Source organism: Bacillus sp. FDAARGOS_235 (assembly GCF_002073415.2).
Taxonomy (GTDB): domain Bacteria; phylum Bacillota; class Bacilli; order Bacillales; family Bacillaceae_G; genus Bacillus_A; species Bacillus_A toyonensis.
Genome location: NZ_CP020437.2, coordinates 2185001 through 2198274, shown reverse-complemented (window position 1 = coordinate 2198274; position 13274 = coordinate 2185001). Strand labels below are relative to the sequence as shown.

10 protein-coding genes are annotated in these 13274 nt (G+C 35.7%); 6 read left to right on the top strand and 4 right to left on the bottom strand.

What is annotated here, in order from left to right; genetic code table 11:
- Nucleotides 1–27: 27 nt before the first annotated feature.
- The 3 genes from gerLA to A6J74_RS13295 are packed head-to-tail and all read left to right on the top strand — an operon-like array spanning nucleotide 28 to nucleotide 3781.
- Nucleotides 28–1506: a spore germination protein GerLA gene (gerLA, locus tag A6J74_RS13305; protein WP_000504267.1), complete on the top strand. Its 1479-nt coding sequence runs from the start codon at nucleotides 28–30 to the stop codon at nucleotides 1504–1506.
- Nucleotides 1507–2631, top strand: a complete 1125-nt coding sequence (gene gerLB, locus A6J74_RS13300) for a spore germination protein GerLB (protein ID WP_000801989.1) — start codon at nucleotides 1507–1509, stop codon at nucleotides 2629–2631.
- Entirely contained in the window at nucleotides 2615–3781 is a 1167-nt protein-coding gene (locus tag A6J74_RS13295; protein ID WP_000681641.1) for a Ger(x)C family spore germination protein, read from the top strand. Before gerLB ends, A6J74_RS13295 begins: the two co-directional genes overlap by 17 nt.
- Before the next feature lie 338 nt (nucleotides 3782–4119).
- Here A6J74_RS13295 and A6J74_RS13285 read toward each other — a convergent pair whose 3' ends face one another.
- From A6J74_RS13285 to A6J74_RS13275, 3 genes are read right to left on the bottom strand one after another with little or no spacing between them, the layout of a single operon-like run.
- Nucleotides 4120–5520 carry a nucleoside recognition domain-containing protein gene (locus A6J74_RS13285; RefSeq protein WP_000443614.1) on the bottom strand — a complete coding sequence of 467 codons (1401 nt, stop codon included), beginning with the start codon at nucleotides 5518–5520 and terminating at the stop codon, nucleotides 4120–4122.
- The gene (locus A6J74_RS13280; RefSeq protein ID WP_000064958.1) at nucleotides 5498–6220 is read right to left on the bottom strand and encodes a FeoB small GTPase domain-containing protein; all 723 of its coding nucleotides are present in this window, start codon (nucleotides 6218–6220) and stop codon (nucleotides 5498–5500) included. The genes A6J74_RS13285 and A6J74_RS13280 overlap by 23 nt, the downstream gene beginning before the upstream one ends.
- On the bottom strand, nucleotides 6217–6474 hold the full coding sequence (locus A6J74_RS13275) for a FeoA family protein (protein WP_000252995.1): 258 nt from the start codon (nucleotides 6472–6474) through the stop codon (nucleotides 6217–6219). Before A6J74_RS13275 ends, A6J74_RS13280 begins: the two co-directional genes overlap by 4 nt.
- A 511-nt stretch (nucleotides 6475–6985) precedes the next feature.
- On the opposite strand from A6J74_RS13275, the gene A6J74_RS13270 reads away from it, so the two are divergent.
- From A6J74_RS13270 to pstA, 3 genes are all read left to right on the top strand, one after another.
- A complete protein-coding gene (locus A6J74_RS13270) occupies nucleotides 6986–7888 on the top strand; it encodes a phosphate ABC transporter substrate-binding protein PstS family protein (RefSeq protein WP_000245101.1) in 903 nt (300 codons plus the stop codon).
- Nucleotides 7889–7958: 70 nt separating this feature from the next.
- Complete coding sequence (gene pstC, locus A6J74_RS13265) at nucleotides 7959–8849, top strand: phosphate ABC transporter permease subunit PstC (protein WP_000676684.1); 891 nt, start codon at nucleotides 7959–7961, stop codon at nucleotides 8847–8849.
- A 2-nt stretch (nucleotides 8850–8851) separates the two neighbouring features.
- Entirely contained in the window at nucleotides 8852–9772 is a 921-nt protein-coding gene (gene pstA / locus A6J74_RS13260) for a phosphate ABC transporter permease PstA (protein WP_000994143.1), read from the top strand.
- A 221-nt stretch (nucleotides 9773–9993) separates the two neighbouring features.
- Here the strand turns inward: pstA and A6J74_RS13250 are convergent, their stop codons facing one another.
- Nucleotides 9994–13038 (bottom strand): efflux RND transporter permease subunit, encoded by a 3045-nt coding sequence (locus A6J74_RS13250; protein WP_000375557.1) that lies wholly within the window; start codon nucleotides 13036–13038, stop codon nucleotides 9994–9996.
- Between the last annotated feature and the right edge of the window lie 236 nt (nucleotides 13039–13274).

The window sequence follows — 13274 nt, the reverse complement described above, 5'->3', positions numbered from 1 at the left end:
CTAAAAACTTGTTGAAAAGGAAGTTAGGTGGGGGAATTGTTAGAGTTAGAAGGTAACTTGTTTGAAGTTATGGAGAAAATAAGAGATGAGTTAGGTTCACCTAATGATTTAACAATTAGAGAAGTTGCTCTTGCTGGCAGTTTAACGCGCTGCGCTGTTATTTTTTTATGTGGGTTAACAGATAAGGATAATGTTTATAAATATGTAGTTCGTACGCTTCAATATGAAGAAATACAAAAAGAAGCAGCTATTGTTCAAACGTTATTGGATCGCTTTATTTCTATCGCAGAAGTCGGTATGAAAACAACATTTCCGGATATTATAAATGCGATTTTAGCGGGAGATACAGTTATATTAATTGATAATATTCAAACGGCTATTGTTGTTAACAGTAGAGCTTGGGAGAAAAGAAGTCTAGAGCCTCCAGTGACAGAAGATTTAATACGTGGACCAAGAGTTGGGTTAAATGAAGATATTAATGTAAATAAAATGTTAATTCGCCGTGGTTTACGTGATCCGAAGTTACGGTTTCAATCTTATATTATGGGGAAACGATCGCAGAAAGAAGTAACCTTAGTATATATAGAAGATATTATTAACCCGTATATTGTAAAAGAACTAGATCGGCGTCTTCAATCCATAGTGACAGATGTCATTTTTGAGACGGGAACGATTGAGCAATTAATTCAAGATAATAATTTGTCACCCTTTCCGCAGTTTTTAAATACGGAAAGGCCTGATAATATTGTGGCTTCATTAGCGAAAGGAAAGGCGGCTATTTTGGTGGACGGATCACCGTTTGCTCTTATAGCTCCACTTGTATTTGTTGATATTTTTCAATCTGTCGAAGATCATTATGAGCGCTGGGTGATTGGAACGTTATTGAGAGTTTTACGGATGGTTTCTGGTATAATGGCAGTTTTGCTACCAGCTATGTATGTAGCACTTGTATCATATCATCAAGGGCTTATCCCATCTAAACTAGCTTATTCTATTGCGGGAGCCAGAGAAGGGGTACCATTTCCGGCATATATTGAAACATTAATGATGGCATTAACGATGGAATTAATACGAGAAGCAGGAATTAGATTGCCAAAACCGATGGGACAAACAATTGGGATTGTAGGCGGTCTTGTAATTGGGGAAGCGGCGGTGAATGCAGGAATTGTAAACCCGTTCTTAGTTATTATTATTGCAGTTACTGCAATTGCTACATTTTCACTGCCTGTATATAGCATTACAATTACGTTTCGCATTTTACTTTTTGTTTTTGTATTAGCAGCAACTGCTTTTGGATTGTACGGAATCATTTTAGCTCTTATTTCACTTGCGATTCATATTACGAATTTAAAGAGTGTTGGTATTCCTTATACAACGCCTATTGCTCCTGCATTTTATAGAGATTGGAAAGAAGAACTTATTCGTATGCCAAAATCGATGTTGAAAGAGAGACCGGAATATTTGCAAACAAAAGATTCTACAATACGTCCAAAGGAGCGAAAATAATTGAAACCATTTGAGTATGGCGATGAAGAGATTGGATCTCGGGAAATTGGGTTTGCGGTATCGTCAACCATTATTGGTATAGGGGCATTGTCTATGCCGAGAGATATTGCTGATCAAACTTTATTTTCGGACGGTTGGATTATTTTACTTTTGGGTGGATTGATATGTGCGGTTTTAGGTTGGTTTGTAACGAGGGTAGCTATTTTATTCCCAAAACAAAACTTTGTTCAATATACGAGTGCGCATTTGACGAAACCTGTTGCATACACAATTAGTAGCATCTTAGTATTAACATTTGCAGCTTTGACAGCATATGAATCGCGAATGATTGCGGTTATTTCACAAACATATTTATTTAGTGATACACCAATACAGCTATTGTCTTTCTTCTTCTTATTAGTTGTTATTTATGGAGTAGCTGGATCGAGAGCGGCTTTATTAAGGTTAAATGTTCTATTCTTGCCAATTGTTTTAATTGCGATAGTGCTTCTTTCTTTATTGAATGTGAACTTAATGGAAATAGATAATTTACTACCGGCTTTTCAAACGAATGTCAGTCAATATGCTGTAGGAGTTAAAAATTCTATTTTTACATTCATCGGATTTGAGGTAGCTCTGTTTTATGCTGTGTTGTTGAACGATAAAACAGCGAAAAAAGCGCCAATGGCAGTTGCAAAAGCAGTGATGGTGAACGTATTGTCATACATTTTAATTTATGTAACTTGTATTAGTGTTTTTACATATATGACAACACGTGGATTGACATATCCAACAATTGAATTAGGGAAAGAGATTGAGATTGGTGGAGGGTTTTTAGAAAGATTTGATGCAATTTTTTTTACTACTTGGATTATTACTATTTATAACACGACAGCAATGTATTATGACGTCGCATCTTTATTATTTTGTGCTATGTTTCCGAAAGTGAAGAAGCATATTTTCATTTTTGTAAGTGCCCCGATTATTTTTATGGTGAATATGATACCTAGTAATTTGAAGGAATTGTCAAGTTATGGGACTTATTTAGCTTGGGTAGATATGGGGTTTGTCGTGTTAGCGCCTTTGTTAGTTTTTATTGTATATAAAATAAAAAGAAGGAATGGTAAAAATGAAACACCTTCTTAAAATAATAATGGTTATGGTTTTAGCTGGATCTATAAGTGGGTGCTCTGAGTTAGAAGAAATAGAAGAAAGAGGATTTGTAGTAGGTGCAGCTTACGATATTGTAAAGGCAAAGAAAGCAAATCCAATTATGAAAGGGACGTATCAGATGGTACTCCCCAGTAAATTGTCGCAACAAGGTGGACAAGGTGATGGAGATGGCGAAAATTATATTAATGTTAGTGCGAAAGCAGATAGTGTCTTTGAGCAAATCCGAATTATCGCCAAAAAAATTAGTCGTTCATTATTCTTTCCGCATATACAAGTGATTATTTTTTCTAAAGATTTACTAGCGAATCCATATGTTTTGCAAAATACGTTAGATGTATATATTCGCGATCATGAAATGAGAAGGAATATTCGTTTGTTCGTTTCTAAGCAAAATGCAGAAGCTATTTTAAAGCAGAGTGCCAAGCCTGAAAATTTGCCAGCGCAGTATATCGATATGTTAGCTGAACATCCTCCGAAAAATGCCCAAATGATTGAGGCTGCAAGAATTGGTGAAGTCCAGGAAAAGATGATTTCCAATCGGAGTTTTGTATTACCTATTCTCGAACTAACAAAACAAGGGGTACAAATGAACGGGGCAGCGCTGTTTCGCGGGAAGGATAATAAGTGTGTAGGTATTTTTGGGGGGGAAGAAACATTAGGGATGAATTATATAATAGGTAAAAAAATTGGAGGTTTTTTTACCATTCGTAAAAAGGATCAACTTATTACATATGAAATTCATAAGCTGCGTCGGAAAATTAAAGTATCTACAACGAATGCTACAAAACCAAAATTTGATATTCACATATCTCTGGAAGGGACATTGGCGGAGTTGCACTTTAGTGATCATAAAAAGGTGTTGAATGAAAAGCGTTTAGAGAAGGATATTTCGGAGGAAATGGAGAAACGCATCCAAAAATCGATTAAGCTTGTTCAAAAAAAATATAAGGTAGATGTATTAGAATTAGGGGAAGTGTATAAGAGACATAATTATAAAGAGTGGAAAAAAATAAGTAAGAATTGGGATCAAGGTCAGAATTATTTTAGTGATGCTGAAATTACTGTTCATGTTCATCCGATAATTGAACATTCAGGCTCAGCTTTACCGAAGAGAGTGAAATAAGGTGATGAAAGTTGTTTACTGGATTAGGAATTAGTTGCACGATATTAATGGCGGTTCTTCCGGGAACCATATACTTCATCCATAAAAAACTCACAACGTATGGGGCGCAGCCGTGGAAAGAAAAAAAGAAACCTGAATGATTTTCAGGTTTCTTTCGCGCAAAGCATATGTGGAGGGGGATACCTTCTATGTATGCTTTGTTTTTTCCCGCGTTAATGGGCAGTAAGACTTTTACCTAAAAAATTCGGTGGGAACAAGATGTTAGATAGGAAGTCAACTACCCGTACACGCCTGATTAGTGAGGGCGTGTACAAGCCCCTAATGAGTAAAGTTTCACTTTATACAAGCCCTAACCAATGTACCAATTGTGTAGAGAGGAATGTAACAACAATGGCGATAACGGTAGGGATTGCAAACGATAAGAATGTCCATTTTGCACTTTTTGTTTCTTTATATATGTTAACTAGTGTCGTTCCGCACGGGAAATGAAGAAGGGAGAACAACATTGTGTTTAACGCTGTTAACCAAGTCCAACCGTTTTCTAAGAATAGATTTTTAATCTGATTAAAATCATCTATTTCAGTTAAAGATCCAGTTGATAAGTAAGACATTAATAAAATCGGAATAACAATTTCATTAGCTGGTAGTCCAAGAATGAATGCAGCTAGAATAAAGCCGTCAAGTCCTAACATTTTAGCGAATGGATCTAGGAAGTTTACAAAATACATAAGCAGGCTTGTGTCACCGATGAAAATATTAGCGAGTAACCAAGTTAATGCAGCCGCAGGAGCAGCTACAACTATAGCTCGTTTTAAAACATAGATGGATTTATCGAGTGTTGCACGTACAATTGTATTCCAAATTTTTGGCTTACGGTACGGTGGTAACTCAAGTGTGTAGTGAGTTGGAACGCCTTTTAAAGCTGTTTTCGATAGTACCCAAGAAACGGTTAACGTCATAATAACACCAATTACAACCATTCCAACTACAACGCCAGCGGTAACAAATGTTTGCATACTACCTGTATAACCAGCAGCCATAAATAGTGAAGCCATTAAAATTAACGTAGGCCAGCGACCGTTACATGGAACGAAGTTGTTTGTTAAGATAGCAAGCATACGTTCACGTGGCGATTCGATAATACGCGTTGACATAATAGCAGCTGCATTACAACCGAATCCCATTGCCATTGTTAAAGATTGTTTACCATGAGCACCAGATCGCTTAAATAAACGATCCATATTAAACGCAACACGTGGTAAGTATCCGTAGTTTTCTAATAGTGCGAACATAGGGAAAAAGATTGCCATAGGTGGTAACATAACGCTAATAACAGCACCGATACCACGGAATAAACCAAGTATTAAAATACCATGTAACCATTCAGGTGAATGCATTGCTTGGAACCAAGATGTTAAATATCCTTCGACCCATCCAAAGAACTCAGCAATCATATCAGATGGTACGTTAGCGCCTGCAATTGTAAGATAAAAGATAATAGATAAAATGCCTAGCATAATTGGAAATCCCCAAATTGGAGATGTGAAAATTTTATCTAGTTTTTCAGAACGATACAATTTATCAGTATTTGTATATTGAACAGATTCTTTACATATGCTTGCAGATGTTCGGTAAATATCTCCGACAATATCATCTCGTATATCTTCTTTTGATAGTGTTTGTGCATGTTGAATAATATAGTCCAATGGAAGAGCTTTACTGGCTGAGTGAGATTCCATTTATTACGACCTCCCTTACAAGTGGTTCATTATGGTGTTTTTGAAGTGTAGTTAAGAAATTTTTATCCCCATCTAATATACGTAACGCAATCCAGCGTGCTGGATACACATCACCGAACACTTTATAAATTTGTGGTTCTAATTCCTGAATCATATTTTCGATTTTTTCGCTGTAAGTAATTTTAATTGGTGTTGGAATTATTTTTTTATTTGCTACTTTAGCGATGACATTTAGTAAATGCCCGATACCAATTCGGTTTCGAGCTGAAATCTTTACTACCGGTACACCGAGTGATGTTGCTAATTTCTTTTCATCAATAACGATGCCTTTTTTCTCAGCTTCATCAATTAAGTTAATACAAATAACTACGTTGCTCGTCATTTCCATCACTTGGAGTGCTAAATTTAAATTTCTCTCCATAGCAGTTCCGTCTATAACAACTACAGTGACTTCTGGCTTTTCAAAGATAATATAATCTCTCGCCACTTCTTCATCCGCAGAATTTGAATATAGTGAGTAAGTTCCAGGTAAATCTATTAATGTATATTTATTTCCGTTATGTTCATATTCCCCTTCGGCCTTTAAAACAGTTTTTCCCGTCCAGTTTCCAGTATGTTGTTTTAAGCCTGTTAAAGTATTAAATAATGTACTTTTCCCGGTATTCGGGTTGCCAGCTAAAGCAATACGGTGGTTGCTCATCTGAAATCATCTCCTATTAATACCCCGAAAATAAGGGAGCTTTCTTCTTTACGCAGTGCAATAGTTGTATTGCTTACTTGATAAGCGACCGGATCTCCAAGTGGACTGCGCTGTAATACTTTAATCGTTGCCCCAGGGATAAACCCTAGATCTAATAAACGTCGTTTCATAGTTCCTTCTAATTGTATCTTCTCAATTTGTACAAACTCTCCTGTTTTAAATGCAGAAAGTGGTCTTGTATTAGCCGATACCATAAAAGTTACCTCATCTCTATATTGTTAGTTTAAGTTTAAAAAGTTTCCTTAGGTAAACTTTTTGCTACTAATATAGTAGACTACATTGAATGATGCTGTCAATTAGTACTTTAAAAATATTCAATTATTTTTAGAATTGTTCCAATTTATTTAGTTGTACTAAAAAAAAATACTGAAATTCTGTTTAATGTAAATAAAATGAGATTGTAAAAGTTAAAAATATAGTGGATTTGTAAATGTATTTTTAACTAAAAGGTGAAAAGAAAGAAAAACATTTACATTGAGTTTACATTATTAAGAATAAATTTACATTACAGCTCGTTTAGTGTGGATTTTGTTGGGTTCTGTAACTACAAATGTTGGGATTCCTAGCTTTTTAGGATTATTATCGCCATTTACTTAAAATTAAAAATTGCTTAACACTCACATAATATTGTTGTCCTACAATGAATTTGTGTTCGAAAAAAGTAGACGAATGTGAAAAGTGATAATCCAAATGGGGGTACAAGACATGGTTATGAAAAAGGGTATTAAATTTTCTTTAGCAGCTTTAGTGGTAGCAGGAGCATTAGTTGGATGTGGGAAAGCAGAAGATACAGCTAGTAAAGATAATGCTAAAGGAAGCGATAATGCAAAACAAGAATTGTCAGGTACGATTGCAGCTGCAGGTTCTACAGCGCTTCAACCTCTTGCAGAGGAAGCTGGAAAGAAATTCATGGAGAAAAATTCAAAAGTTTCTATTCAAGTTCAAGGTGGCGGTAGTGGAACAGGGATTAACCAAGTAGCATCTGGTGCAGTACAAATTGGTAATTCGGATGTTCCATCTGGAGATAAAATAAAAGATGCTGATAAAGCAAAAGAATTAGTAGATAACAAAGTTGCGGGTATCGCATTCGCGCTTGTCGTAAATAAAGATGTAAAAGTTGATAACTTAACAGTACAACAAGTACAAGATATCTTCACTGGAAAAGTAACGAATTGGAAAGAGGTTGGCGGGAAAGACGAAAAAATCAACGTAATTAACCGTCCAGCTTCATCTGGTACACGTGCTACTTTTGAAAAGACAGTGATGAAAGACGCGAAAATTAATGATGGAACTGGTACGACACAAGATTCTAATGGTGCTGTAGAGCAAGCGATTAACTCTACTCCAGGTTCAGTGAGTTACTTAGCAATGTCTTACATGGTTGGTGAGAAAAAAGGCGCGCTACAAACGGTTAAAATTGATGGATCTGAACCAAAAGTTGAGAACATCGCTACTGGTAAATATCCATTCTGGTCTTACGAGTACATGGTAACAAAAGGTGAGGCAAAAGAAGCAACAAAAGCTTACATTGACTATGTAAAAGGTAAAGATTTCGAAAAGCAAGTAGAAGATATGGGTTACATTCCGATGTCTAAATTAAATAAGTAATAAAATTTATGGGGCTGGCTGCAAGGTCAGTCCTGTTCATTTCAATTTATGAAGTGGGGTCTGTCCTGTGATGAAGGGGAAAAAACAAATAAATTACGTAAAGAGTGAATATATAGGAAGATCACTCGTTACGTTTTGTGGTATTTTTATTGTTTTAGTTACATTAGCTATTATTGCGTTTATTTGTGGTAAAGGAATTCAATCTTTTACGCAAAGTGGTATCTCATTTACTGAGGTATTAACATCGACAAAATGGAATCCGAATGCTGACGAAGGAACCTTCGGAGCTGTAATTTTTATTATAGGTTCAACATTGGTTTCGATAGGTGCAGTTATTATTAGTGCGCCAATTGCTATAGCTCTTGCTATATTCATGAATTTAATTTCGCCGAAGTTCGGAAATAAAGTATTGAAGCCTGTTTTAGAACTATTAGTTGGTATTCCTTCAGTTGTATACGGATTATTAGGGGTTACGATTTTAGTGCCACTATTACGTGATTCGTTTGGAGGAGTGGGCTTTAGTTTAATTGCGGGTATTATTGTCCTAAGTATTATGATATTACCTACTATTGCTAGTATCGCTTCTGATGCAATACGCTCTGTTCCATTTGATTATTTAGAAGCTTCTTATGGTCTAGGATCAACGAAATGGCAAGCGATTAGTCGAGTGATTGTTCCTGCTGCAAAACAGGGGATTTTAACAGGTATAGTTTTAGGATTAGCGCGTGCTTTTGGTGAAGCGTTAGCGGTTCAAATGGTAATCGGGAACACGATTAAATTACCAGAAGGAATATATAGTCCAACAGCAACGTTAACGGGTATTCTGACAATGGATATGACGAATACATTGAACGGAACGGCTTGGAACAATGCGCTATGGACATTAGCGATGATTTTGCTTGTTATTTCATTCCTGTTTATTTTAGTAATTCGAGCGATTGGTCAAAGAGGTGAGCGATAATAATGAATGCAAGAACGGTAAATAAAGTTTGGACAGGTATCTTTTATGCGGTTGCGGCTTTAGTTGTAGCTTTACTAGTGTTCTTAGTGTTTGAAATTTTACAAAAGGGATGGGGATTTTGGGATCCTAATTTCTTGTTTGGAGAACCAAGCAATACAAGAGCTGGTGGTGGGATTGGTCCGCAGTTATTCAATTCCTTCTATATGCTTGTTATAACGCTTATTATATCTATTCCTCTTGGATTAGGTGCTGGAATATATTTAGCGGAGTATGCAAAACAAGGTCGATTTTTAAGTTTTGTTCGTTTATGTATTGAAACAATGGCGTCTTTACCTTCTATTGTTGTTGGTTTATTCGGTTTGTTAGTGTTCGTTACAATGACAGGCTGGGGATACACGGTAATGGGTGGTGCTTTAGCTTTAACTATTTTAAACTTACCAGGTTTAACGCGTGTTTGTGAAAATGCGATTTCAGAAGTTCCTCATAATGTAAAAGAGGCGAGTCTTGGATTAGGTGCGACAAAGTGGCAAACGATCGCGCGTATTATTATCCCGTCGTCATTACCGCAAATTATTACAGGTGTTATTTTAGCGGCTGGCCGTATATTTGGTGAAGCAGCGGCATTAATTTACACAGCGGGTTTAACATCTCCAATTTTAAATTCAGCAGCGGACTTCTCAAGTCCTGCGCATCCTTTAAATCCATTTAGACCAGCTGAAACGTTAGCGGTTCATATTTGGAAGTTGAATTCTGAAGGGATTATCCCGGATGCGAAGTTGATTGCGACAAAATCTGCAGCTGTATTAATTATTATGGTATTACTATTCAATGTTATTTCACGCTTGATAGCATCTGTATTGCATAAGCGTTTTACAGGAACGAAAAGAAAAAGTAAAACGACGAAGAAGGTAAAAGCGGCATAAGTTATAAAGAAGAACTCTCTATTTATAAGTAGGGGGTTCTTTTTGTATTTTAATATAGAAGAAATGGATATAAAGGGGGGAGTAAAAGACCTTCAAATAACGAATATCTTATTGTAGACTTTGGTCAACCTATAGAGCGATATGCGCAAAAGAAGGATGGATTATATGGGTAGGTAAAGAAACGGCGTTATCTTCATTCGTGAAGATAACGCCTTTTTACTTTAAATATCAGGTGTTTCTGTAGAAGTACTGATTTTTCTGCGTGAACGTCTTTTTCTACCGATTTTATCCAGTAATTCGTACATAACAGGAACGACTACTAATGTAAGAACAGTTGAAACTGCCAAACCGCCGATTACAACAACTGCCAAACTTTTTGATACCATACTCCCTGCTTGAGATTGACCGAATAGGAGAGGAAGCATAGCAACGATTGTTGTTACAGCTGTCATAATAATTGGACGAAGTCTCGTGGACCCAGCTTCTAGTAAGGCGTCCCTTGTTTCCATGCCATTTTCTCGATTTTGTTGCACTCTTTCTATTAATACAATTGCATTTGTGACGACAATCCCAATTAACATTAATGCGCCAATTAAAGAATTTATATCGACAGGTGTTCTTGAAATGATTAATCCTAAAATACCACCGACAGCAGCTAATGGTAAGGAGAATAAAATTGCAAAAGGAGCACGCGCTTGCCCAAAGGTGATAACCATAATTAAATATACAATCCCAATTGCAATCCCCATGATTTTGAATAAATCTGTGAAGTTCTCTTGCATAGATTCAGTGGCGCCGGCGATATTTACTTTTGCTCCACTAGGTAAATCTAAGTTGGTTATCGCATTGTTTACTTCTGCGCTTACTTTACTTAAATCTTCACTTGAGGCTTCAGCAGTAATTTGAATTGTTTCTTTTCCGTCTTTATGGAAAATTTCTGTTTGAAGTTGTTTTTCTGAAATAGTTGCAATGTCCTTTAAAGGAATTGGTCCGTTAATAGGTGACAGTATGTTTGCGTTTAAAATATCTGTTTGTTTATTAATATTTTCTTTTTTGTGCTCTATCATAATAGTAGTTTTTTCATTGTTAATTGAAATTTCACCAATAGGCGATTTCTTCATAAGGAATGCTACTTGTTGTGCTGCTAATTCTGGGGTTAAACCTAATTGTTCGGCTTTTGTTTGATCAATATGAATTTGCCATTCTTTCTTAGAGTCTTCTAAATTCGTTTTTACTTTAGAGAGAGCATCCATACTCTTTAGTTTTGTTTCGACGATGTTAGCGGCTTTTTTTAGATTCGTTTCGTTAGTAGCAGTTACGTTAAATTGTAAATTGTTACCCCCACCAGAGCTTGAATAACTCGTTTTTATATAATCAAGTTCGGCAGGTTCAAAAGATTTATGATCTTTCTTTAAGTCTTTAATATATTGGTCGATATTAGACCCCTTTTTGAAGACTACAAATATACTGGCAAGATTATTTTTAGTCGTTTGCCCCCATTGTGCATCTTCTGCGCTAGATCCCATTCGTAAAATAACATCTGTTACATCAGGATTAGAGAGTAGTTTCTTTTCGAAGTCAAAGGCTTTTTGTTTTTGAGATTCAGAATTATAATCAGCTGGAAACGTCATATTAACGGATAACATTGTATCATCTTCGGACTTTATGTTCGATTTTGGTAGTAATATATATGCAGCGATTGATCCCGCAAATAATAAAAATGAAGTTAGTAGAATAATAAATTTATGAGAAAGAGCCCACTTTAATGTAGCTACATATCGTGGTGAAGAGCTCGGCTTGCGATGCTTTGTTTTTTTGAGTAGTAAAAAAGCCATAAGTGGAACAACTGTTAATGCGACGATTAAAGAAGAAAGGATTGAATATACAACTGCTAATACCATAGGTAACATTAATTTTCCGATTACTCCTGATACGAGGCCGATAGGTAAAAAAACAGCGACCGTTGTTAAAGTAGAAGAAGTGATTGCGACGGCAACCTCTTTCGTTGCATCGATAATAATATCTTTAGAGAAAGGTTCCTTTTGTAAACGGCGAAAAATATTTTCAATGACAACGATACTATCATCGACGAGACGTCCAACTGCAACTGCTAAGCCACCGAGAGTTAAAATGTTAAGTGTGATGTTAGATTGGTGTAGTAAAAAGAGTGTTAATAAAATAGATAATGGAATACTGACAACAGCGATGAGTGTCGTTCGGAAGTTACGCAAAAAGATTAAGATAATTAGAGTAGCGGCGATTGCGCCAAGGATTACTTCTTTTCCCATACTAGTAACAGCATTTTCAACTTGTTCATGAGTTGAGGCTAAAAGTTTAATAGAAAACTGATCTTTATATTGCTTACTTATGTCTTTAATTTTTTTATCAATCTCTTTTCCAATTGCAACCGCGTTTTTACTCGGCTCTTTCATGATGATTAATCCTGTTCCTTCTTCTCCGTTTATGTGTGATATTGTATCGTAGTTTTGTTTCAGTTCAATTTGAGCAATATCTTGCAATTTCACTTGAGGTGCTACGGTGATGTTTTTAATCTCATTTATATTTTTTACTTCCCCGATGACACGAAGATTGTATTCTTCTTTATTAACAGTAATTGCTCCAGTGGGAGTGGAAGTTTCTTTTCCCTGTACAACTTTTAATACTTGCTCTGATGTTACGTTTTTATCTTTTAGTTTGTTAGGATCAAGAACGATGGATAATTCGGAAGTTGATTTTCCGAAAAACATGACATTGGCAACACCATCAATGCTTTCGAGTTGTGGTACGATTTCTTTCTCGATTTGTTTTTCGTCAGCTTTTGAAAATCCATTTTGCTTCTGAATGGTAATTTGAGCGAGTGGAATCATAGAAGTATTTAATTGGCTAACTACAGGTTTAGTTACATCTTTAGGTAATTTAATCGTATTAATTGCTTTTTCGACTTCGCGTGCTGCATCTTTCATATTTGCCTTGGATGTATATGCAATGTCGATGCGTGATAATCCTTCGTGTGTGGAGGAAATGATGCCATCAATATGTTCTAAATTACGAAACTGTTTTTCAAGGGGATCAGTTACGTCTTTAGTCATCGTTTCAGCATCGAGCCCTTGAGATAATGTTGTGACAGTTATTGCAGGGTTATCGATGCTTGGTAAAAATTCCATAGGTAATTTAGAGCCGGAATAAACACCGAGTATGGAAATGAGAAAAACCATGATAATAATAGCAGCTCGGTTTTTTAATGAAAATTTTGTTAACCTATCCATAAGATAATTCCTCCATTAGTATTTATAGTTTTGTGGGCACTTTCTTACTATATAACAAAAAATGGATATTTTTCATTAATTAAATGTAAAAAAATTCTAACAACAATCTTAAGATAATGTTTTTGGTGAGATTGTATTATTTGTATAAAGTGCAATTTTTGATGGGGGAGGAAATTGTTCGTTCGAATTACTTTTTAATGTGGATTGATTCGTTTCTTACGGCTAATTTATATCAT